Below are 22,153 nucleotides of genomic sequence, written 5' to 3' on the forward strand. Positions count from 1 at the left end.
TTCGCGGCGGTGGGAGGGACTACTGCTTGACGCTGCCCGCGGTCAGGCCCGACTGCCAGAAGCGCTGGAGCAGCAGGAACGCCACGACGAGCGGGACGATGGTGATGACCGAGCCGGTGATCACCAGGTGGTAGATCGGCTGCGCGCCGACGCCGGAGGCCTGCGCGCTCCACTGGTTGAGGCCGACGGTCAGGGGGTACCAGTCGGGTTCGCTGAGCATGATCAGCGGCAGGAAGTAGTTGTTCCAGGTCGACACCACCGCGAACAGGGCGACGGTGACCACGCCGGGCAGCAGCAGCCGCAGCGTGACGGTGAAGAAGATCCGCAGCTCGCCCGCACCGTCGATGCGCGCCGCCTCCAGCAGCTCGTCCGGCACGGCCTCGGTGGCGTAGGTCCACACCAGGTACAGGCCGAACGGGCTGACCAGCGACGGGATGATGATCGCCCACGGGGTGTTGGTCAGCCCCAGGTTGCTGAACATCAGGAACGTCGGCACCGCCAGCGCCGTGCCCGGGATGGCGATCGCCCCCAACAGCACGGCGAACACCGCGCGCCTGCCCCGGAACCGGTACTTGGCCAGGCCGTAGCCCGCGGCCGTGGCCAGCGCCGTCGCGCCGCCCGCGCCCACGACGACGTAGAGCAGCGTGTTGCCCAGCCAGCGCAGGAAGATGCCGTTGTCGTGAGTGAACGTCTGCGCGATGTTGTCCAGCAGCGCGAACGAGCCGCCGAACGCCAGGCCCGACGTGGACAGCAGGTCGGACTGGGTCTTGGTGGCGCTGATCAGCAACCACGCCAACGGCACCAGCGTGTAGAGCAGGTACAGGGCCATCACGGCGGTCAGCACCGGCGACTTGCGCGGCTTGAGCGGGGAACGGGTCGTGGTCGCCATGGGATTCACACGCCCTTCCGGGAGCCGCGCAGCTGCACGACGTAGGCGATGATCGCGGTGATGACGCCCATGACGATCGCGACGGTGGCCGAGTAGTCGTACTGCTGGCCGCCGAACGAGAGGTTGTAGGCGTACATGTTCGGTGTGTAGAAGGTGCTGATCGCGTTGGGCGCCAACGACCGCAGGACGTTCGGCTCGTTGAACAGCTGGAAGCTGCCGATGATCGAGAAGATGGTGGCGATCACCAGCGCGCCGCGGATCGCGGGCAGCTTGATGCTGACCACCGTGCGCAGCGCCCCGGCACCGTCGATGGCCGCTGCCTCGTACAGGTCGCCCGGCACGACCTTGAGCGCCGAGTACAGGATCAGCATGTTGTAGCCGACGAACTCCCAGGTGACGATGTTGCCGATGGAGGCGAGGACCCAGTCGCCCGACAACGGCTCCACCACCCGCCGCCCCAGCCACTCGTTGAGGTCCGCGGCCAGGCCGAAGTGGTCGCCGTAGATGAAGCCCCACATCAACGCCGCCACGACACCCGGCACCGCGTACGGCAGGAAGATCACGATCCGGAAGAACCCGGCCGCGTGCAGCCGCGCGCTGTCGATCGCCAACGCCGCCACCAACGCCAACCCCAACATGACCGGCACCTGCACGACCAGGAACAGCAGCACCCGCAGGAACGACTCCCAGAACCTGCCGTCCCCGAGCACCGCCGCGTAGTTGTCCAGCCCGACGAACTGCGTGCCGCCGAAGAGCACCTGCTCGCGGAACAGGCTCAGCCACATCGCGTAGGCGATCGGCGCCAGGAACACCAGTGCGAACACGACCAGGAACGGCGCCACGAACAACCACCCGCGGCGGTCGACGCGCCGCCGGCGTGCCGGCCGCGGCGAAGCCCGTACCGGCGTCGAGCTGGACGTCATCGTCACTCCTGGGGACCGCGGCGGGATGTTAACGCAAACATCGGCGGGCTAATGTTTACGCAAACATTCGGCGGTCCGCAAGCCTCGGTCCGGTAACCGTCCCGTCACGGGAGCCAGACGTCCGCCATGGCGGAGCCTGCTCTCGGGTGGGTCACAACCGGCGCTCGGTCGCGGTGAGGGTCGGGCGCGGGTCGTCGCGGCCCGGCGGCGATCAGGCGGTGACGGGCATGGGCGAAGCCCGACGCGAAGCGGCTCCGACGAGTCCGCGAGTTTCGCGCCGGGCTACTGGCGGCCATGGTGTGAACCGGCCACCGGTCGCGATCGAGTCGCTGTTCCCGGTGGCCGAACTACGGACGCGAAAGGTCAGGCTTCCGACACGGTGCTCGCCGTGTCGGCCTGTGGGGGCGATTGCACCCAGACCTTGCTGAACAACATGGCCGACATGGTCAGCGCGACGATCGCGAACGTCATCGCAAGAGCCTTGCTCATGGGTTTGGCTACTCCTCGGCCGGGTTCGGCTAATCCACCTGGCCAGGAATCGTAGCGTCAAGAAACCACATGGCCAAAATCTGACCTGTTGGTCAAACCCATCTGCAGTCGCACCGGATAGGTTACCACCGATCGTGGTTCGCTACCTTCCGTGAGGGTTCACGCGCTGTTGCTGCACGTCCGTGTCGGTTCGAACGGAGGGTAGATCGACTGTTCGGGTGACGAGAATGTTGAGCAATCGTCTAGTTTCCCTCGCCCGATCGGGGTCGAGGTCGTCGAAGATGTCACGCGCTTGCTCATAAGCCTCGATGGCCGCGTCCCGGTGTCCGCGGCGCTGGAGAGCCTCGGCGAGCGTCTCGAGCGAATCACCCTCGACCTTCGGGTCGAAAGCGCGCCGGCTCAATCGAAGGGCTTGGCGGCCGTACTCCACCGCCTCGCGCACCCGGCCGAACTCCAATTCGACCCGCGCCAGCCCATGACACGCCATCGCGGCGGTACCGAGGTCGTGTGCCCGCTCCAGCAGTCGCAGCCCCTCGTAGAGGAAGTCACGCGCTTCGGCGGTCTGCTCCTTGTCGAAGCTCAGCGAACCGAGCAGGGTCAGCACTCGTCCCTCGGCCGTGGTGTCGCCCAGATCGCGCGCCAGGGACAGTGCTTCGCGGTAGTAGGCGGCGGCCTTCCCGTACTCGGCCGCCTTCTGGTACGCCTCGGCCGCCCGGTAGAGGAACGTGATCTCGAGACCCGTTTCACCGGTGCGGCGGACCACGCGCAGGGCGCGCTCGTGCGAATCGATGCCCATCAGCGTGTTGCCCGTCTCGACCATGATCCGGGCGGTGGTGTGCAGGCACGCGGCGATGCCCACTTCGTCCTCTATGAGGCGGTACTTGATGTGCGCCAGGTGGGCGTAGTGCTCGGCCTCGGCGAAGTTGCGGCGCAGGAGGTGGAGTGTCGCGATCGCCTGGAGGGCGTCGGCCTGCGGCTCGATCGACGATTCCTCGTGCGCGACGGCGGCGTACCCCGCCTGGAGCAGGGCCAGGACTTCGGGGAAAGCCCCGTGGCGCAAGAGCGGCTGCCCGGCGAGGTTCACGAGTTGCGCCAGTTGCACCCTCATCTCACCGTGACCCCGGGTCGAGAACGAGTGGATGACCGCCATGAGGTTCGCCATCTCGGTCAGGCACCACAGCCGGGCAGAGACCTCGTCGGTGAACTCCGCGACGTGGTGGGTGGCGAAGGCCGGATCGGTGCGCACCCGCGCCTGGGTGGGGAACACCGCTTTGTCGGCGTTTTCCGCGCTGCGGAAGTAGTACGACAGCACGCGCGACTCCGCGTCATGGTGCTCGTCGGCGCTCATCATGAGGCCGACGGCGTACTCCTTGACCAAATCGTGGAACTTGAACCGGCCCAAAGGGCCTTGCTGTTCCAACAGGTGCGCCTCGACCAGCGCGTCCAGCACCAGACGGGCGTGCCGCGGTTCCGCGTCCAGCAGGGCCGCCGCCACTCCCACGCCGAAGTCGGGTCCCGGATGGGCTCCGAGCAGTCGGAACAACCGCTGCGCCTCCGGTGCGAGTGCGCGGACCGATTGCCCGAAGACGGCGCGCAGGCCGTGGTTCGCGCCGTCGCCGATCGCGCCGAGGTCCAGCAACGTCAGCTCGTTGAGCTGGTCGACGAAGTCCGTCAGCGAGGTGAGGGGTCGGATGGCGATGTAGTTGGCCAGCGTGGCGAGGCCGAGCGGCAACCCTCCGCAGCGGTCCGTGAGGTCCCGGAGCTCCCGCGGTTGCGTCGTCGCCCGCGGCCCGATGTGCTCGCTGAGCAGGCGGACGGACTGGTCGGTGTCGAGGGGCTTGACCGTGAAGCGGTGCGGCGCGTGCCGCACGGCCAGACCGGACAGGTGCGACCGGCTCGTGACGATCACGACGCTGGAGGACAGCAGCGGCAGCAGTGGTCGCACCTGGTCGGTGTGGCCCGCGTTGTCCAACACCACGAGTACCTGTCGCCCGTTCAGCTGCGCTTGCAACCTCGCCGCCCGCCGACCGCGGTCCGGCACGCGGTCCGGGACACCGCCCAGGGCCTCGAGGAACTGGTCGACGACCGCCGCCGCGTCGACGGTCGGGCTGTCCGAGAAGCCGTGGAGGTCGGCGAACAGCACTCCGTCGGGGAAGCGGTCGAGTCGGGAGTGCGCCCAGTGCACGACGCGCGCCGTCTTGCCGACGCCGCCGGGGCCGTCGACGACGACCAGGCAGGGGGTGGTCGTCACCGAGTCCAGCCACGCCAGGAGGTTCTCGTGGCCGACCAACTTGAGCAGGGGAGGGGGGAGTTGGTTCGGCCTGCGGGCCGCAACGACGCGAGGCGCGGCAGTGGGCTTGTTCTCCTGCAGCCCGTCGTGGAACTCGCGCAGGTCACGGGCACCGATGTCGTCGAAGTCGACCCTGAGTGCCTTGTGCACCGCGAGGAACTCCTCGGTGGCCTCGTCGTGGCGCGACAAGGCGTACAGGGCTTGGAGACGCCGCTTGACCAGCGCCAGGTGCGACCGGTGGTCCACGTCGAGCTCGTCGAGCCGGGTGATCACCGCGTCCGCCTCGCCGACCGCGAGCTGCTGGGCGAACAGCGTGTCGTACGCGGGTAGCAGCACATTCTTCGTGACGCGGCGCCGCCAAGCGTCCGCCGAGTCGCCCGCCGCGTCGGCCAGGGGCTGTTGTCGCCACATGCGGAATGCGTCGGTGATGAGGTCGAGTGCGCGGTGGTGTTCTCCTCGGCGGGCCTCTACACGAGCGCGGTGGAGCTGCTCCCGGAACTGGAAGTAGTCGATGGACAACGGGTCCACGTCGAGTCGGAAATTCCGGTTGTCCACGAATATGTCGACATCCGTGCCGGATTTCTTGAGGAATCTACGGATCCTCGACGCGTACAGGTACAGGGCCTGCGTGGGATCGTTCGGCAGCTCGTCGCCGGCGCCCCAAATCCAGTCGACCAGCTCGGTCGACGGCAGGGAAGAGCCAGGTCGTGCCAGCAACGCGCCCAGCAGGGCACGGAGCTTCAAAGCCCCCCACTCCTCGTTGAGCCGACCGTCCACGAGCACGGCGGTCGGCCCGAGTATCGCGAATCGAATCTCCACGTGCGCCACCCCCGGCGTCGACGAAAAACAGTGTGCTCCCACTTCGGTCTCCGTGCAATGCGCTCGTTCGGCCGAACGTGATAGCCGGCCGATAGGCCGTTGACACCAACCGGTGAATGAGCCGAAAAGATGACATGCGGCACCGCCTGGCCGGCGTGAGCTGCGCTGCGACCGCTGACGGCCGGATGAAATGACGGCACGCGATGGTGTGTTCATCCGCTATTCGGTCGGGGAGGCCGCAAATGTGCGTGTTCCAGGGGTGGGTGATGGCGCCCGGGAGTCCGGGAGCCGATCGTTGGGTGACGAGGAAGGGCTGCCGCACGGTGCTCGTGGTGGTGCCGCACGTGACGGCGGGCACTCGGCTCGCCGACCTGCTGCAGCTCTTGTCCGGGGACCAGCGGCTGCAGGTCGTCTTCACGGTCCCGTCGATGGCCGACGCGTGGCACGGCGCGGACGAGTACGTGCGGCGTTGGGACGGGGTGGTGCTGCCGTGGGAGCAGGTCGTGCGCATGAGGTTCGACCTCGCGCTGGCAGCGAGCTTCCAGCAGATCCACCGGATCCAGGCGCCGGTGGTGTTGTCGCCGCACGGGGTGGGCTTGGTCAAGTCGAGGCTGAGCCCGTGGGACGACCGGGACGGCGAGGTTCCGCCGACCCTCGGGTTGTCACGTGAGCTCGTGGTGCGGGACGGTCGGATCGTGCCCGCGGCTTTGCTGCTGACGCACGAGGCGGAGTTGGCCAGGTTGCGCGACAGCTGCCCGGAAGCCGTGCCACGCGCGGTGATCGCCGGCGACCTGTGCTTCGACCGCCTGCGGGTGAGCCGGCCGCTGAGGACGCGGTACCGCGAGGCGCTCGGCGTTCGGCGTGGTCAGCAGCTCGTGGTGGTCAGCTCCACGTGGTCTTCGCACTCGTTGCTGGGCAGCGAGTCCGACTTGGTCGCGCGGTTGACCACCGACCTGCCTGCGGACCGGTACCGCGTGGTCACCGCGGTCCACCCGCTCGTGTGGGCGCTGCACGGGTCCTGGCAGGTGCGGTCCTGGTTCGCCGACTACCTCGATGCCGGCCACGCTCTGCTCCCACCCGAGGACGGCTGGCGCGCCGCCGTGGTCGCCGCCGACGCCGTCATCGGGGACCACGGCTCGGTCACCGTCTACGCGGCCGCGCTCGGCGTGCCCGTGCTGATGAACCGGTCCTCCGCGCGGGACGAGGCACCGGGCAGCGTGGCTTCGGCGTTGCGGCGCCTCGCGCACGCGTTGGACGACCGTGATCTGACCCGCCAGCTCCGCGAGGTGCGTTCGGCGCACCGGCCGGGTCGGCATGCGGAACTCGGCGCCCTCGTCACGTCCCGCCCGGGACAGGCCGCGGCACTCGTGCGGCGGACTGCTTACGAGATCCTCCGCCTGCCCGAGCCTGCCAGGCCGGCTCCGGTGCAGCCGGTGCCCCTGCCGGTTCTGCTCAGCCACCCGTTCGCGGGTGGTCTGGGGGTGGCGTGTTGAGCGGGCCCGGCAGGGCGGTCACCGGTGTGGGTGTCGTCCTGGTCGAGTGGGACGCCGACCGGCTGGTCCTCGCCCACGAGGGCGTCGCCGATGCCGGGTGGCTGGCGATCGCGGACATCGTGGTGGGCGCGCCGCAGGACAGCTGTGACCGGGCGCGGGACGTGACCGGTCGGCTGATGTCCGGGCTGCCCGGCGTCACGGTGGTCGTCGTCCCGTGCGGCGGCCGGCACTGCGTCGTCGCGGTACGCGGGCGCGGAGTCAGGTACAGGCGGCGGGGACCGGGCGTCGGAATGGTCGAACGCGTCGGGCTGTTCAGCTACTTCGACGTCACGTCGGGTGGTGCGGGAGCGGAGGCTCCCGGGCCTCGGCCGAGGACCTCCAGCCGCTCTCTCACCTTCGCGGACCGCGGTCCCGGCGATCGGTCGTAGAGCACGAGCGCTGTTTCGAGGTGCCGACGCGCACCGACCGGGTCGTCGATCCCCAGGTGCGCGTCGGCCAGCGCCTCCAGCGCCTCCGCCCGGTAGTGATCCGCGCCGGTCGAGTGGAAGGTGTCCACCACCTCCTCCAGCGCGGTGACGGCGTCCGAGGCACGGCCCGACCGGGTGTGGGCGATGGCCAGGCTGAGCGAGACACGGGCCCGCAGCACGCGGTCGCCCAGACCGGCCGCCAGTTCCTCGGCGCGACGCAGCGGGGCGACCGCCTCGGCCACGAGGCCCGCGTCGCACAACGTCTCCCCGAGCCTGCGCAGCAGCAGGACGGTGACGCGGGTGTGCCCGAGTTCGTCGGTGATCGCGAGGGCCGCGGTGAAGTGGTCCAACGCCTGATCCAGGCGACCCGCGCCCTTGGCCGCCAGACCGAGGTGTTCCAGTGCTGTGGCCTCGGTGTCGCGGTGACGGACCGACCTGCCCAGGTGGAGCGCCGCGGTGAAGTGCTCGGCGGCCACGTCGAACGCTTCCACCGTCAGGTGCCCGTAACCCAACTGCACGTGCATTCGCGCTTCGGCGATCCTGTCACCGGCGCGCCGTGCCGATTCCAGGCCCGGTTCGTGCGTGGCCACCCAGTCCGCCAGCGGCGGACGCCGGTTGTGGTACAGCGACCACAATGCCTGGCACAGCTGCCAGGCCTCGTCGTCGAAACGCCCCACCGCGGCGCGGAGCACGGCGAGAATGCCGATGTGGTGGCGATCCAGCCAGTCCAACGCGTCCCGAGGGTTCGTGAACGCGGGCGGGCGTTGTCGGATCACCTCGGATCTGGGACCCCAGCGCTGTCTCAGCGGCATCACCACGAGGTCGGCCGCGATCGCGTGGTCGAGGTGCCAGAGCACCATACGGTGCACCGCGTGCTCGCGCTCGTCCGCGCTGTCCTGGTTGTCGGCGTGGCGTGCCGCGTGCAGGCGCAGCAGGTCGTGGAACCGGTACGTGTCCGGTCCGCGGTCGATCAGCAGGCTCGCGTCCAACAGCTCGTCGAGCAGTTGTTCGGCTTCTTCCTCGGACACGTCGGCTGTCGCACCCGCCAACCCGACGCCGAACTCGGTGCCCGGGTAGAGGCCGAGGAGTCGGTACAGGCGCGCCGCGGCCGGCGTCAGCTCGCGGTAGGAGAGGTCGAAGCTCGTCCCCACCGGCAGCTCGCCCGCCACGGCCAGCACCGACAACCGCCTGCGCTCGTCGGACAAGGAGTCGACCACGCGCGCCAGCGGCCACCGCGGCTTGGTCGCCATGCGAGCCGCGACGAGCCGCAGCGCCAGCGGCAGCCCGGCACACATCGTCACGACATCCCGTGCCTGGTCGGGCTCACCGGCGACCCTGTCGTGACCCAGTGCGTGGGACAGCAGGTCGACTCCGGCGTCGACGTCCAACGCGTCCACCAGGATCAGCCGGGCGCCGTCCAGCGCGAGCCCGGCCAACCTCCAGCGGCTCGTGACCACCACGACCCCGCCGGCGGCGGGCAGCAACGGCCGCACCTGTGCCACGGATTCCGCGTCGTCGGCCAACACCGCGACCCGCTTGTTCGAGGTCACCGAGCGGAACAGCGCGGACTGGTCGGCCAGGTCGACCGGGATGTCGTCGACGTGGACGCCCATCGCCCGCAGGAACCTCGGCAGCACGTGGCTCGGCGACACCGGGACTCCGGCGCCGAAGGCACCCAGGTCGGCGTACAGCTGTCCGTCCGGGAAGCGCTCGGCGTTCATGTGGAGCCATCGCAGCGCGAGCGCGGACTTCCCGACACCGCCCGGTCCCGAGATGACGACCAGAGCGGGTCTCCCGGCCACGTCCGACGCCGCCACGTCGACCTCCGCGCTTTCGTCGTCCCGCCCGGTGAAGAACGCCGGTGCGGGCGGCAGTTGGTGCGGGATCTCCGGGGCCGGGATCGGGGTCGTGATGTGCACGCCTCCGTGGACCGTGCCGGATTGCACGATCGCCCCGGTGACCGAGCCGCCCATTTCGTTGGTCGAGTTCCGCTCCACCGGCACGATCAGCTCACCACTCCCCGGTATCGACTGCGCGATCAGCACCGAGGGCGAGCGCCCGACGAATCACACGTGCAACCGCCCCCGTCGGCCAGGGTAGGAGTCGATCCGGGGAGGCGGCACCACCAACAGCGTTCGGCGATTCCGGGAAACCGCAGTGCGAAGAGCGGAAAGGCGGCGGCACGCCGATCCGAAGATCATCCGATTAGTGGGGGCGCCGCCCCGCATGTCCGCGGATTCGCCGCTGCCCTTTCGGACATTCGCACGGCACGAATGTTTCATCCGGAGTAATAGGGGTGGCGGATCGGTCGTCTGATCGGTGTACCGGGATTCGCGTGACGGCCTCGCGTTCACGGGCCCAGTCGGAAGTCCGCCACGCGGATCGGGGACGGCGTGGTGCCCGTTGACGTCCGCTGGTACTGGACGGACAGCACGCCGTCGACCGGGATGCGGCTCGTGTCCACGTTGACCTCGCCGAACGCCCGCAGCGACGTCGGCGTGAACACCGTCGTCCAGTCGGTCCAGCCGCTCGCCCGGCTCGCCGCCACGATCAGCCCTCGCGGCATCACCAGGTAGAGGTTGTCGAAGCGGTCGAAGGCGAGTTTGGTGCGCTGGGTGCTGTTCGGCGCGACGGGGACCTCTCGCTTGGTCCACGTGCCGGCCACGCGGGTGAGGTGGAAGGTGCGCGCGTGGTCCGTCCGCTGCGGCGAGTAGTCCGAGACGCGGGGGACGAGCCGTTCCGGGACGTAGCTGATCACCACGTGGGGTGTGCCGGTCGAGTCGACGCCCTGGCTCTCCTGGTTCATCAGGGCGTGGTCGGGGCCCAGATGGTCGACGAGGATGCCGGGCGAGGAGACGCCGACCGGCGTGCCGCCCGTGGTCGCGACGACGGTTCCCGCGCTCGTGCGCCACGTCCGGCCCCGGTCGTCGCTGTGGACGTAACCCGTGTCGTGGTTGGCCAGGCCGCCGGGGGCCCACAGCACACCGCTGTCACCTTCGCGCCACGTGAACGCGGCGTGCAGGCGTCCGGTCCGGTCGTAGTCCAGCCCGTGCAGGTACATGTTGCGGGTCGTGGACACGACGCCGTTCGGCCCGGTGTAGTCGCCGACCGCGGAACTCCACGCGCCCAGCCGCGTCCAGACGCCGTCGCGGTACTCGGCCAGCTCGTTGACGCCGTTGCCGGAGCACCCGGTACGGTAGCTCAGCTGGAGGTCGCCCCCGGGCGTCACGACGAACTGCGGGTACGTCACCTCGCCCAGCTCCACGCCGTCCACCGTCCGCCGCACCGGGCCGAACGCGGCCGCGTCCCAGGGCAGCGGTGACGTGGCGAGCCCGACGACCGACTTCACGTAGAACACGCGGTTGTCGTGCGTGTCCATCGCGACGTGCAGCGTGCCGTCCCGCGGGCAGATGCCGAGCGAGATCACGTTGTGCGAGTCGTCCACGCGCAACCGGTGTGGCAGCACGACGTGCTCCCACTCCCCGCCGAGCGGCCTGCGCGCCACCACGGCGTGACGGCTGGAGGTGTACCACGTGGCGTACTGGTGCCCGGCGTGGGTGAGGATCGCGTCGCGCTGGAACGAGTTGTTGTTGACCACGCCGTCGTAGGACACGAAGAACAGCGCGGCGGGGTCCAACAAGGTGTCGGACACCAGGGTCGCGCTGGGTCCGTTCGGCCCGGTCTCCGACACCATCATCACTCCTCTGCTGGGGTGGTCAGCCCGCGCGGGGTCAGGTCGGCCACCGCCCACCGCGTGGCGCACGGTGTGGCGCTCCCAATTGCCGACGCCCGTCGTCACTCGCTCCACGTGCCACCGCACGTCGGCGCCAACGGCTTGCCGCTCTGCACGCCGGTCAGCGCGTAAACGTGACCCAGTTGCACCGGGGACGGGTCGGGCACCACGCCGTCGACCACGAACGTCGTCACCGACTTGGCGGGCACGGTGAGCGTGGCCGAGCGGTCCGCCGCGAGTCGGACCGGCTTGCCGCGCACCAGGGTGCCGGTGGCGTCGGTGACCACCGGTGTCACCGAGGCGTTGCCGTCGCCCATGTTGTGGCGGGCGATGTCCAGCCGCAGGCCGTCCCGCCGAACAGCAGGGTGGCCCCGCACGGTCACCGACGCGGCGGCCGTCAGCCCGCGTGTTCGGTGAAGGCTCATCGTCGTTGATCTCCTCTGCGGTGTTCGCGCCTGTCCGGGCAGCAGGACGAACAGGAGAGCGAGCGGTGCCGACCGAGCATCGGTGATCGATTCGGTCGGGTCAAGCACTATTTTTTCGTTTACGATCGTTTAGCCCAGGTTCGGACGCCGAAGGAGTCGAAGTGGTCGCGGTGTTGTGCGTGGGAGAGACCATGGCCGTGTTCACACCCGCCGAAGCCGGCCCACCCGAAGACGTCCGGACGTGGGTGCGGGGTGTCGGGGGCGCGGAGTCGAACGTGGCGTGCGCGCTGGCGGCGCTCGGCGTGGAGGTCGGCTGGGTGAGCGCGGTGGGCGACGACCCGTTCGGGCGGGCGGTCGTCGCGTCCGTGGCCGGGGCGGGTGTGGACGTCACGCGCGTGCGGGTCGACCCGGCGCGGCCCACCGGGCTCTACGTCAAGGAGGCAGGCAAGGCGGGGAGCACCGCGCGCTACTACCGCGCCGGCTCGGCCGCGTCCGCGCTCGGTCCGGAGGTGGTCGACGGGCTGGACCTGGACGCGGTGGCGTACGTGCACCTCACCGGCATCACGGCCGCGTTGTCGCCGTCCTGCCTCGCGCTCGTGCACGCCCTGCTGGACCACCCCGGCGTCCGGACGTCGTTCGACGTGAACTGGCGTCCCGCGTTGTGGGGGCCGTCGGGGCCGGACGTGCTGCGGGAGCTGGCCGCCACGGCGGACGTCGTGCTGGTGGGCGACGACGAGGCCGGGGCGTTGTGGGGTGTGTCGGAGCCGGCCGCCGTCCGCGAGGTGCTGCCGTCACCCGGGACGCTGGTGGTCAAGCAGGGCCCGGTCGGCGCCACCGTGATCGAGGCGGGCGCCGCGCCGGTGTTCGAGCCCGCGCTGGCCGTGGACGTGGTGGAGCCGGTCGGCGCGGGTGACGCGTTCGCCGCCGGGTTCCTCGCGGCCTGCCTGTCCGGCGAGGCGCCCGCCCGACGGCTGCGGGCCGGGCACCTGGCCGCGGCGGGGGCGCTGTGCACGCTGTCCGACGTCGCCGTGCCGTTGCCGGCGGCCGACGTGGCGCGCCTGCTGACCGCCGACCCGGCTGCCTGGGCCGCGGCCCGGGTCAGCGCGGCGGGCGTGCGGTGACCTGCGGGTTCTGGTGCGAGTGTTGAATTCGGGTGTTCCGAACGGAGGACTCTCGGGTCCTGGACGTAGGACTCTCGGGGCGTGGAGGTTCGACACGCGGACCCTGGAGGTTCGACTCTCGGGTCAGACGGCGGAGGTCGACGAGCGTTCGTGCAGTTCGGAGCTCAGGACCACGCGGCGGACCGGGCGGTCGGGGCCCTGGGCCAGGCGGGCGAGGACCAGGTGGACCGCGGTGCCGCCCACGGCGTACTTCGGCGGGCGCATGGCGGTCAGCGGCGGGTGGGCGAAGCGGGCGACTTCGTCGTCGTAGGCCACCACCGACAGGTCGGCGGGCACCCGGATGCCCCGCTCCTCGGCCCGTTGCACCAGTGACACCGCCTCCCGGTCCGAGTGCACGACCAGTGCGGTGGCGTGGTGCTCGGCGCACAGGTCCAGCACCCGGTCGACGTCGACCGCCCAGCCCGGCTCGTGGTACGCCGCGACCAGCGCCTCGGGGGTCGGGTGCAGGCCGAGGTCGGTCATCGCCCGGTGCCAGCCGTCGCGGATCTGCCCGGACGTCGGGCTGCCCGCGCTGGTCGCGAGCCCGATGGCCCGGTGGCCGCGGGCGTGCAGGTGGCGCACGGCGAGGTCCGCGCCCGAGGCGTGGTCGGTGCGCACCGACTCGACGTGCTGCCGGTACGGGCCGGTGACCGCGGACCGCTCGACCAGCACGACCGGCACCGGCAGGGCGGTCAGCCACGCGACCAGCTCCTCGGCCCCGGGCCCGCGGGTGGGCGGCGCGACCAGCAGCGCGTCGACCGCACCGCTGCCGATCATCCACTCCACCTGGTGCCGCACGTCGTCCACCTGGTACGACGCGCCGCGCAGCACGAGCCGGGCACGCCGCTCGTGCGCCGTGTCCTGCGCCCCGCGGATGACCTCGGGCCAGTAGTAGTCCAGCGACGGCACGACCATCCCGATCGCGGGTGCGGCGTCCGGGTCGGCCGGCTCGGCGGCGACGAGCCGGACGCCGCCGTGCACGCGTTCCACCAGGCCCTCGGCGGCCAGGTCGTTGACGTCCCGCCGCACGGTGACCGGCGTGACGCCCATGGCCCGGGCGAGGTGCGCGATGCGCACGACGCCCCGGCCCTCCAGGTGCTCCAGCAGCCACTGCCGTCGGGCGGCGGGCAGCATCACGCCCCTGGCCTCCGGTTCGTCCATGACCCGCCTGCCCGCCTCGCTGTCCTGATCGAAACTGATCGTAACAAGCAAACTGTACAGTCTTGCCTGCGCTTTGTGTCTGAGATTGACTGTTTCTGACTGACCTAGTCGTGAAACGATCCGACGGAAGGAAGGCGATGCTCGTGGAGCAGCGCTACGCGACCGCGCCGCAGCAGGTGCCGTCCATGAGCACGGACGACCTGAGGCGGCACTACCTGGTCGAAGACCTGTTCGCCGACGACGAGGTGCGTGCGGTCCACAGCCACCACGACCGGGTCGTGCTCGTGGGCGCGCTGCCGCGCACCGGCCCCCTGGGCCTGCCGGGGTTCGCGGAGATCCGGGCCGAGCGCTTCTTCGACCGTCGCGAGGCCGGGATCGTCAACGTGGGCGGACCGGGCACGGTCACGGTGGACGGCACCGAGCACCGGCTGGAGCCGACCGCGTGCCTGTACGTCGGCCGGGGTGCGGAGGAGGTGGTGTTCGCGTCCGACGACGAGTCCGCGCCCGCCGCGTTCTACCTGTTCTCCGCGCCCGCGCACACCGCGTACCCGACCACGTTGGTGGAGCCGGGCGGCGGCACGGTCCGCGAGCTGGGCGACCCGCTGACCTCCAACCGCCGCACGCTGACCCAGTACATCCACGAGAACGGCGTCCGCAGCTGCCAGGTCGTGATGGGCGTGACCGCGCTGCACCCCGGCAGCATGTGGAACACCATGCCCGCGCACACCCACGAGCGCCGCATGGAGGTCTACCTCTACTTCGGCCTGCCCGAGGACGCCCGCGTCGTGCACCTGCTCGGCGAGCCGACCGAGACCCGGCACCTGGTCGTGGCCGACCGCCAGGCGGTGATCTCGCCGCCGTGGTCGGTGCACAGCGGTGTGGGCACCGCCGCGTACAGCTTCGTGTGGGCGATGGCGGGGGAGAACCAGGCGTTCGACGACATGGACCCGCACCCCGCGGCGGCGCTGCGATGACGCCGGGGGTCGCGGGCCTGCTCGACCTGAGCGGCAGGACGGCCGCCGTCACCGGTGCGAGCCGGGGCATCGGGCTCGCGGTGGCCCGGCTGCTGGCCGCGGCGGGCGCGGACGTGATCGGGATCAGCGCGTCCATGCCTGCGGGCGACAGCCCGGCGCGGACCGCGGTCGAGGCCGAGGGGCGCGTGTTCACGCCGGTGCGCACCGACCTGTCCGACCACGCGCAGGTGGCCGGGCTGGGCGCGCTGCTGGCCGCACGGGAGGTGGACGTGCTGGTCAACAACGGCGGCACGATCCGCCGCGCGCCCGCCGCCGAGCACGCCGACGCGGACTTCGACCACGTGCTCGACGTCAACCTGCGCGCCACCTGGACGTTGTCGCGCGACGTCGGCCGGGCGATGCTGGCCCGCGGCTCGGGCCGGATCGTGAACATCGCGTCGATGCTGAGCTTCCAGGGCGGGATCACCGTGCCCGGGTACACCGCGTCGAAGGCGGGCGTGGCCGGCCTGACCAAGGCGCTGGCCAACGAGTGGGCGCACCGCGGCGTCAACGTCAACGCCGTGGCGCCCGGCTACGTCAGCACCGACAACACCGACGCCCTGCGCGCGGACCCCGACCGCAGCCGGTCCATCCTGGAGCGCATCCCGGCCGGGCGCTGGGCCGAACCGGAGGACATCGCGGGCGCGGTGCTGTTCCTGTGCTCCCGCGCGGCCGACTACGTCCACGGCGTCGTGCTGCCGGTGGACGGCGGCTGGCTGGCGAGGTGAGGCGTCGGCGAGGTGGGCTCAGTCGGGCGGCGGGACGGTCGAGCCGCGCACGCGCAGGGACGGGGCGATGACCACGCGGTGCGCCGGGCGGTCGGGGTCGTGCAGGCGGGCGGCCAGCAGCGACACCGCCGCCCGGCCGATGGAGCGCCTCGCCGGGCGCACGGCGGTGAGCGGCGGGGTGAACAACGCCGCCACCTCGTCGTCGTAGGCCACGACCGACAGCCCGGACGGGACCTGCACGCCGCGCTGCTCGGCACGCTGGACCAGGGCCATCGCCTCGCTGTCGGCGTGCACGAGCACGGCGGTGGTGCCGGTGGCGGCGAGCCGGTCCAGCACCTCGTCCAGCGCGGTGTCCCACCCCGGCGTGCCGGGTGCGGGCACGGCGGTGTCCACGGTGGCGCCCGGGTCGAGGCCGGTCTCCGCGCACGCGTCCAGCCAACCCCGGTGCACGTGCGGTGACGTGGGGCTGTTCTCGCTGGTCACCACGCCGACCTTGCGGTGCCCCAGGGACGCGAGGTGGTGCACGGCCATGGCCGCGCCCAGGGCGTGGTCGGACACCACGGACTCCACGACGGCCTGGCGCGGTCCGACGGTCGCGACCCGCTCGACCAGCACGACCGGGGTGTCGATGGTGCTCAGCCACTCGATGGTCGCCGCCGCGGACGGCGCGGTCAGGCTCGGTGCGGCGATCAGCCCGCACACGTCCTCGTTGTCCAGCAGCCGCTCCAGCTGGGGGCGGTCGTCGGCGCTGCCGTAGGAGGACCCGCGCAGCAGGATGCCCAGACCCCGGGCGGCGGCTTCCTCCTCCGCGCCGCGGACCACTTCCGGCCAGTAGTAGTCGAGGGAGGGGACGAGCATGCCCGCCGCACCGAGCTGCGGGGGCTCCGGCGCGACCGCTAACGGCTGCACGCCCGGCGGCAGGAACTCGGCGGCCGGGAGGGTCGCGCCGCCGTGCACCCGGCGCAGCAGCCCTTCCCCGTCCAGGTGGGCGATGTCGCGGCGCAGCGTCACCGCGGTGACGCCCATCTTCTCGCTGAGGTCGGAGATGCGGACCACCCCGTCGCGGTGCAGCGCTTCCAGGATCGACGCGCGCCGCTTGGCCGCCAGCGTGCGGCTCTCGGCGCTCACCGCGTGGCCGCCGCCACCGGCCGCACCGTCCCCCATGCGCGCTCTCGTCACCGCGCGTCCTCCTGTCGTTGATCGTGGCCCCAATTATGTGGGCGGCCCGTCGCGGCACCCGCCGGCGACAGGCCGGTCCTGTGAGTCTTGACACGATCGGTCATGCACGTATTTACTGCTTAACAGACAAAGCGATCAAAAACGAAAGTAACTGTGCATCGTTTGATCGAACGCCTTCGACGCTGAAGGACGAGTCACATGCCGCCGGAACCCCTCCTGAGGGCAGACGCACCGCACCCGCGCGCCGGGTGGACCCGCGAGACGTGGGCGAGCACGGCCGACGCCATGCTGCGCGCCGTGCGCCCGTTCGCCTCGCCCGGACGCGCGCGGATCACGCTGCCCGGACCGGCCGGCGGCTACGGGACCGATGTGGACGGCCTGGAGGGTTTCGCCCGGACGTTCCTGCTCGCGGGGTTCCGGATCGCCGGCGAGCGCGGCGCGGACCCGGACGACCTGGCCGGGTTCTACGCCGAGGGCATCGCGGCGGGCACCGACCCGGCCTCTCCGGAGCGCTGGATGCGGTTGGACGAGCACGGGCAGGCCAAGGTGGAGGCCGCGTCGCTGGCGTTGGCCCTGGACATGACCCGCCCGTGGTTGTGGGACCGGCTGGACCCGGCCGTCCAGGAGCGGGTGGTCGCCTACCTCGCCCCGGCGGTCGGCGACCCCACGTACCCGCGGATCAACTGGGTCTGGTTCCGGTTGGTGGTGCAGGCGTTCCTGCGGTCGGTCGGTGGTCCGTGGTCGGCGTCGGACGTCGAGGAGGACCTCGCCACGCACGACGGGTTCCTGCGCGAGGACGGTTGGCTGGCCGACGGCCACGAGCGCGCGTTCGACCACTACGTGGGGTGGGCGCTGCACGTCTACCCGCAGCTGTGGGCGCGGATGGCGGGCGCGGAGGGGTTCGCCGAGGCACGCCGCGAGCGGGACGCGGCGCTGCTCGACCGGTTCCTGCTCGACGCGGTCCGGTTGGTCGGCGCGGACGGCTCGCCGCTGGTGCAGGGCCGCAGCCTGACCTACCGCTTCGCCGCCGCGGCCCCGTTCTGGGTGGGCGCCCTGGCCGAGGTCCCGTCCACCCCGCTCGGCGTCCTCCGCCGTGCCGCCTCGGCGGTGGTGCGCCACTTCGTCGACCGCGGCGCGCTCGACGAGCGGGGCTTGTTGACCTTGGGCTGGCACGGCTCCTGGCCGCGGATCGCGCAGTCCTACTCGGGTCCGGGATCGCCGTACTGGGCGGTCAAGGGCATGCTCGGGCTCGCCCTGCCCGCCGACCACCCCGCGTGGACGGCCGAGGAACTGCCGCTCCCGGTCGAGCAGGGCGACTACGTGCGAGCGGTCAGGGCCCCTCGCTGGTTGGTCAGCGGCACGGCCGCGGACGGCGTGGTCCGCGTGGTCAACCACGGCACCGACCACGCACGACCCGGGGACACCAGGGGCGACTCCCCGCTCTACGCCCGTTACGGCTACTCCACGGCGACCAGCCCGCTGCTCGACCACGAGAGCTGGGCGAACCCGCACGACCAGGCCGTGGTGCTGCTCGACGCCGAAGGCCGGGCGTCGCACCGGTCCGGCATGGACGTCGGACCGGTCGAGGTGGTCGACGTCGACGGCGTCACCGTGGGCGTCGGGTCCTCGGCCGGTGTCGTGCGCTGGTTGGAGCCCGACGCCACCCAGCAGGGCCACGGGTCCGGCTGGACGGGCCACCACCACGACGCCGGCACCGTCACCGTGCACTCGCTCGTCCGCGGCCCGTGGGAGGTGCGCCTGGTCCGGGTGGACGACGTCCCCGCGGACCACCCGCCCACGGCGTTGCGGCTGTCGGGCTGGCCCGTGGCGGGCGCGGAGGTCCGGTCCACCGAACCCCCGTGCGTCCAGGGCGCCGACGCGACGCGGTCGACGCTCACCGTCCTGTCGGGACCGACCACCGACTCGGGCGTGTCCACGCACGAGGACGCCGGTCCGCTGGGGCCGGTCGCCGCGGTCCCGTGGGCCCGGTGCCCCGTCATGCCCGGCGAGTGGTCCGCCGCACTGCTCGAACTGACCCGCGACGCCGGGTCCTGGTCCGTCGAACCCGACGTCCGGCTCACCCGCGACGGATCGACGACCTGGGTCACCACCCGGTGGCCCGACGGCGCGCGGACCCGCGTCGCGCTGCCCTGACCGACCGCGCTGCCGTCCGCGCCCCCGCACCCCCTCCGGCCCGTGGCTCTACCAGGAAGTGAAGGAACCATGCAACGCAGCAGGTACTCCCGGCGTGCCGTCCTCGCCGCCTCCGTCGCCGCGCTCTCGCTCGTCGCCACCGCCTGTGGCTCCGACGAACCCGCCGACGCCGGCGGTCCGGTGACGCTGACGATGAGCGCGTGGAGCATGAAGACCACGCCCGAGTTCGCCGAGCTCGCCGAAGCGTTCCAGGCGCGGAACCCGGAGGTGAAGATCGAGTTCAAGGAGTACGACGCCACCAACTACGACACCCAGCTGACCGCGGACCTGGCCGCGGGCAGTGCGCCGGACCTGTACGTGCTGAAGAACCTCAAGAACTTCATCACCTACCAGGCGGGTGAGCAGTTGCTGGACGTCTCCGACGTGGCGGGCGGGCTCGGGGACGAGGTCAACGGCTTGGGGAACTACAAGGTGGACGGCGTCACGTACGCGGTGCCGTACCGCCAGGACTCCTGGTACCTGTACTACAACAAGGACCTCTTCACGGCGGCGGGCGTGACGCCGCCCAGCGGGGCGTGGACCTGGGCGGAGTACGAGAAGGCGGTGGCCGACCTGGCGGCCGGGCTGAAGGCGGCGGGATCGCCGGCGAAGGCCGCCTACCAGCACGTGTGGCAGTCGACGGTGCAGGGCTTGGCGCTGGCCCAGACGCCGGGCGCGGACCTCGGGAGCGGTGACTACGGCTATCTCGCGCCGTACTACGAGCGTGCGTTGGCGCAGCAGAAGGCCGGCGTCCAGGTGGACTTCGGCACGGCGACCACGACCACGTTGCAGTACCAGGCGCAGTTCGGCACGCAGCAGGCCGCGACGATGCTGATGGGCAGCTGGTACGTGGCCACGCTCGTCGCGCAGCAGAAGAAGGGTGACGCGCAGGCATTCCAGTGGGGGTTCGCGCCCGCGCCGCAGCGTGACGCGTCGGGCAAGGACAAGCCGGTCACCTTCGGCGACCCGACCGGTCTGGGCGTCAACGCCGCGATCGACGAGGGCAAGACCGCGGCGGCGAAGGAGTTCCTGGCCTTCGTCGCGGGCGAGGACGGCGCGAAGGCGCTGGCGTCCATCGGCATCACGCCCGCGACGCTGACCGAGCCGGTGGTGCAGGCGTACTTCGGGGTGGACGGCGTGCCGGGCGACGAGCTGTCCCGGTTCTCCTTCGCCACGCACGACACCCGCGCGGAGAACCCCGTCTCACCGCAGACCGCCGCGTTGCAGAACATCCTCCAGGAGACCCACTCGGCGATCATGTCCGAGAGCACGCCGGTGGGCGAGGCCTTGGCCAAGGCGGGCGAGCGGGCGCGCAGCGAGGTCCTGGAGTCCCGGTGAGCACCCGGCGCGGGCTCGGCGTCCCCGGGCCCGCGCCACTCCCACCCCACCTACGCAGGAGCACAGAGAGCCGATGAGCACCACGACGGTCGGTGGTCCCCCCGGGACCGGGGCGGACCGGACGAAGCGGTGGTACCGGGCACGCCGGTCGTTGCAGGGCGTGTCGTTCGTCCTGCCGAACTTCCTCGGCTTCGGCCTGCTCACCCTGGGCCCGGTCGTCGCGCTGTTCTACATCTCGTTCACCAACTGGAACGTCTTCGGCAAGGCCAAGTGGATCGGGCTGGACAACTTCACCCGCCTGTTCGGCGACGCCGGCTTCCACCGGGCGCTGCTCAACACCCTGTACTACTCCGCCTTCCACATCCCGCTCACGCTCGCCGTGTCGCTGGGCCTGGCGCTGCTGCTCAACCGCAAGCTGCGCGGCGTGGCGTTCTTCCGCACCGCCGCGTTCTTCCCCTACGTCACCTCGATCGTGGCCATCGCCATCGCGTGGAACCTGCTGTTCAGCCGCGACGCCGGCCCGATCAACCAGATCCTCGGCCTGGTCGGCGTGGACGACCCGCCCGGCTGGACCGCCTCGTCGGACTGGGCCATGCCCGCCGTGATCATCGTCGGCGTCTGGCGCGAGATGGGCTACTACATGCTGCTCTTCCTCGCCGGCCTGCAGACCGTGCCACCCGAGCTGCACGAAGCCGCCCGCATCGACGGCGCCAACGCCTGGGCGCGCTTCCGCAACGTCACCCTGCCGTGCCTGCGCCCCACGACGTTCTTCGTCACCGTCATGCTCACCATCGGCAGCTTCAAGGTCTTCGACCTCATCCTGGTGATGACCAACGGCGGTCCGGGCCAGTCCACCCTGGTGCTGTCCCAGTACATCTACCAGAAAGGCCTGGTGGAGAACCGGTTCGGCTACGCCTCCGCGATCTCCGTCGTGCTGTTCGCGCTCTGCATGCTGGTCACGGTCGTGCAGTTCGCCGTCAACCGCAGGAGGAACGCCTGATGGCCACGCTCGACACGAGGGCGGACCGGCGGTCCCCGGGCATCGGCAGGGTCGTGGGCTACGTCGTCCTCGCGCTGGCAGCGGCCGGGTTGCTGTTGCCCTTCTTCTGGATGGTCTCCTCCTCGCTGAAGACCGACAACGCCGTCTTCGCCAGCCCCGTCACCTGGCTGCCCGACGTGCCCCAGTGGGGCAACTACCTCGAGATCTGGCGGATCTCGGACATGCTGACCTGGCTGAAGAACACCGTGTTCCTGTCGGTGGTCGTCACCCTGCTGCAGCTGCTCACCGGCAGCTTCGCCGCCTACGGCTTCGCCAAGGCCCGCTTCCCCGGGCGCAACCTGCTCTTCCTGGTCTACATCGGCACGATCGCCGTGCCGTGGCAGGCCTACATGATCCCGCAGTTCATCATGATGTCCGAGGTCGGCCTCACCAACACACCCTGGTCCATCATCGCCCTGCAGGCGTTCGGCGCCTTCGGCGTCTTCCTCATGCGCCAGTACTACCTGACCATCCCCGACGAACTGTGCGAAGCGGCACGGGTCGACGGCCTGAGCGAGTACGGCATCTACTTCCGGATCATGCTGCCGCTGTCCGTGCCCGCGCTGGCCAGCCTCGCCCTGCTCACCTTCGTCACCACCTGGAACGACTACCTCGGCCCGCTGATCTACCTGCGCGACCCCGACCTGTGGACCATCCAGCTCGGCCTGAAGTCGTTCGTCAGCGAGTACAACGCCGAGCACGCGCTGATCATGACCGGCTCCGTGCTGTCCGTCGTCCCCATCGCCGTCGTGTTCCTGCTGGGGCAGAAGTACTTCGTCCAGGGCGTCGCGACCAGCGGGCTGAAGGGCTGACG

17 protein-coding genes are annotated in these 22,153 nt (G+C 71.1%); 8 read left to right on the plus strand and 9 right to left on the minus strand.

The window, feature by feature from the left end:
• Window positions 1-19 precede the first annotated feature (19 nt).
• From FHX81_RS36910 to FHX81_RS36920, 4 genes are all read right to left on the minus strand, one after another.
• Entirely contained in the window at window positions 20-889 is an 870-nt protein-coding gene (locus FHX81_RS36910) for a carbohydrate ABC transporter permease (protein ID WP_141983100.1), read from the minus strand.
• A gap of 5 nt (window positions 890-894) precedes the next feature.
• On the minus strand, window positions 895-1,812 hold the full coding sequence (locus FHX81_RS36915) for a carbohydrate ABC transporter permease (protein ID WP_141983101.1): 918 nt from the start codon (window positions 1,810-1,812) through the stop codon (window positions 895-897).
• Between the two features lie 363 nt (window positions 1,813-2,175).
• Window positions 2,176-2,301: a hypothetical protein gene (locus tag FHX81_RS42740; protein WP_281291769.1), complete on the minus strand. Its 126-nt coding sequence runs from the start codon at window positions 2,299-2,301 to the stop codon at window positions 2,176-2,178.
• Window positions 2,302-2,443: 142 nt separating this feature from the next.
• Window positions 2,444-5,410 (minus strand): ATP-binding protein, encoded by a 2,967-nt coding sequence (locus FHX81_RS36920; RefSeq protein WP_170232307.1) that lies wholly within the window; start codon window positions 5,408-5,410, stop codon window positions 2,444-2,446.
• 299 nt (window positions 5,411-5,709) lie between these two features.
• Between FHX81_RS36920 and FHX81_RS36925 the strand changes: the two genes are divergently transcribed.
• The gene (locus FHX81_RS36925) at window positions 5,710-6,903 is read left to right on the plus strand and encodes a hypothetical protein (RefSeq protein ID WP_246108151.1); all 1,194 of its coding nucleotides are present in this window, start codon (window positions 5,710-5,712) and stop codon (window positions 6,901-6,903) included.
• Between the two features lie 316 nt (window positions 6,904-7,219).
• Here FHX81_RS36925 and FHX81_RS36930 read toward each other — a convergent pair whose 3' ends face one another.
• From FHX81_RS36930 to FHX81_RS36940, 3 genes are all read right to left on the minus strand, one after another.
• Window positions 7,220-9,415, minus strand: coding sequence for a tetratricopeptide repeat protein (locus FHX81_RS36930; protein ID WP_141983103.1), 2,196 nt, complete (start codon window positions 9,413-9,415; stop codon window positions 7,220-7,222).
• A 305-nt stretch (window positions 9,416-9,720) separates the two neighbouring features.
• Entirely contained in the window at window positions 9,721-11,064 is a 1,344-nt protein-coding gene (locus FHX81_RS36935) for a BNR repeat-containing protein (RefSeq protein WP_246108152.1), read from the minus strand.
• Between the two features lie 101 nt (window positions 11,065-11,165).
• Window positions 11,166-11,528, minus strand: a complete 363-nt coding sequence (locus FHX81_RS36940) for a hypothetical protein (protein ID WP_141983105.1) — start codon at window positions 11,526-11,528, stop codon at window positions 11,166-11,168.
• Window positions 11,529-11,707: 179 nt separating this feature from the next.
• Here FHX81_RS36940 and FHX81_RS36945 point away from each other — a divergent pair, with 179 nt between their 5' ends.
• Window positions 11,708-12,649, plus strand: a complete 942-nt coding sequence (locus FHX81_RS36945) for a sugar kinase (protein ID WP_170232308.1) — start codon at window positions 11,708-11,710, stop codon at window positions 12,647-12,649.
• A 123-nt stretch (window positions 12,650-12,772) separates the two neighbouring features.
• On the opposite strand, the gene FHX81_RS36950 is transcribed toward FHX81_RS36945, so the two are convergent.
• Complete coding sequence (locus FHX81_RS36950) at window positions 12,773-13,849, minus strand: substrate-binding domain-containing protein (RefSeq protein ID WP_246108154.1); 1,077 nt, start codon at window positions 13,847-13,849, stop codon at window positions 12,773-12,775.
• Window positions 13,850-13,986: 137 nt separating this feature from the next.
• On the opposite strand from FHX81_RS36950, the gene kduI reads away from it, so the two are divergent.
• Entirely contained in the window at window positions 13,987-14,823 is an 837-nt protein-coding gene (gene kduI, locus FHX81_RS36955; protein ID WP_211363666.1) for a 5-dehydro-4-deoxy-D-glucuronate isomerase, read from the plus strand.
• Window positions 14,820-15,590, plus strand: coding sequence for an SDR family oxidoreductase (locus FHX81_RS36960; protein WP_141983106.1), 771 nt, complete (start codon window positions 14,820-14,822; stop codon window positions 15,588-15,590). The genes kduI and FHX81_RS36960 overlap by 4 nt, the downstream gene beginning before the upstream one ends.
• Before the next feature lie 18 nt (window positions 15,591-15,608).
• Here the strand turns inward: FHX81_RS36960 and FHX81_RS36965 are convergent, their stop codons facing one another.
• Window positions 15,609-16,769: a substrate-binding domain-containing protein gene (locus FHX81_RS36965; protein WP_246108155.1), complete on the minus strand. Its 1,161-nt coding sequence runs from the start codon at window positions 16,767-16,769 to the stop codon at window positions 15,609-15,611.
• Between the two features lie 198 nt (window positions 16,770-16,967).
• Here FHX81_RS36965 and FHX81_RS36970 point away from each other — a divergent pair, with 198 nt between their 5' ends.
• The 4 genes from FHX81_RS36970 to FHX81_RS36985 all read left to right on the plus strand — a co-directional run bounded on the left by FHX81_RS36970 (window position 16,968) and on the right by FHX81_RS36985 (window position 22,151).
• The gene (locus tag FHX81_RS36970; protein WP_141983107.1) at window positions 16,968-18,923 is read left to right on the plus strand and encodes a DUF2264 domain-containing protein; all 1,956 of its coding nucleotides are present in this window, start codon (window positions 16,968-16,970) and stop codon (window positions 18,921-18,923) included.
• Between the two features lie 69 nt (window positions 18,924-18,992).
• A complete protein-coding gene (locus FHX81_RS36975) occupies window positions 18,993-20,300 on the plus strand; it encodes an ABC transporter substrate-binding protein (RefSeq protein WP_141983108.1) in 1,308 nt (435 codons plus the stop codon).
• Window positions 20,301-20,373: 73 nt separating this feature from the next.
• Window positions 20,374-21,300 carry a carbohydrate ABC transporter permease gene (locus tag FHX81_RS36980; RefSeq protein ID WP_141983109.1) on the plus strand — a complete coding sequence of 309 codons (927 nt, stop codon included), beginning with the start codon at window positions 20,374-20,376 and terminating at the stop codon, window positions 21,298-21,300.
• Entirely contained in the window at window positions 21,300-22,151 is an 852-nt protein-coding gene (locus tag FHX81_RS36985) for a carbohydrate ABC transporter permease (RefSeq protein ID WP_141983110.1), read from the plus strand. The genes FHX81_RS36980 and FHX81_RS36985 overlap by 1 nt, the downstream gene beginning before the upstream one ends.
• The last annotated feature ends 2 nt before the right edge of the window (window positions 22,152-22,153 follow it).

This window comes from Saccharothrix saharensis (assembly GCF_006716745.1).
Taxonomy (GTDB): Bacteria; Actinomycetota; Actinomycetes; order Mycobacteriales; family Pseudonocardiaceae; genus Actinosynnema; species Actinosynnema saharense.

What these genes read in the sequence shown, in the direction of transcription:
- FHX81_RS36910 (WP_141983100.1), bottom strand. Translation starts at nt 889, where the DNA reads ATGGCGACCACGACCCGTTCCCCGCTCAAGCCGCGCAAGTCGCCGGTG.
- FHX81_RS36915 (WP_141983101.1), bottom strand. Translation starts at nt 1,812, where the DNA reads ATGACGTCCAGCTCGACGCCGGTACGGGCTTCGCCGCGGCCGGCACGC.
- FHX81_RS42740 (WP_281291769.1), bottom strand. Translation starts at nt 2,301, where the DNA reads ATGAGCAAGGCTCTTGCGATGACGTTCGCGATCGTCGCGCTGACCATG.
- FHX81_RS36935 (WP_246108152.1), bottom strand. Translation starts at nt 11,064, where the DNA reads ATGGTGTCGGAGACCGGGCCGAACGGACCCAGCGCGACCCTGGTGTCC.
- FHX81_RS36940 (WP_141983105.1), bottom strand. Translation starts at nt 11,528, where the DNA reads ATGAGCCTTCACCGAACACGCGGGCTGACGGCCGCCGCGTCGGTGACC.
- FHX81_RS36950 (WP_246108154.1), bottom strand. Translation starts at nt 13,849, where the DNA reads ATGGACGAACCGGAGGCCAGGGGCGTGATGCTGCCCGCCGCCCGACGG.
- kduI (WP_211363666.1), top strand. Translation starts at nt 13,987, where the DNA reads ATGCTCGTGGAGCAGCGCTACGCGACCGCGCCGCAGCAGGTGCCGTCC.
- FHX81_RS36960 (WP_141983106.1), top strand. Translation starts at nt 14,820, where the DNA reads ATGACGCCGGGGGTCGCGGGCCTGCTCGACCTGAGCGGCAGGACGGCC.
- FHX81_RS36970 (WP_141983107.1), top strand. Translation starts at nt 16,968, where the DNA reads ATGCCGCCGGAACCCCTCCTGAGGGCAGACGCACCGCACCCGCGCGCC.
- FHX81_RS36975 (WP_141983108.1), top strand. Translation starts at nt 18,993, where the DNA reads ATGCAACGCAGCAGGTACTCCCGGCGTGCCGTCCTCGCCGCCTCCGTC.
- FHX81_RS36980 (WP_141983109.1), top strand. Translation starts at nt 20,374, where the DNA reads ATGAGCACCACGACGGTCGGTGGTCCCCCCGGGACCGGGGCGGACCGG.
- FHX81_RS36985 (WP_141983110.1), top strand. Translation starts at nt 21,300, where the DNA reads ATGGCCACGCTCGACACGAGGGCGGACCGGCGGTCCCCGGGCATCGGC.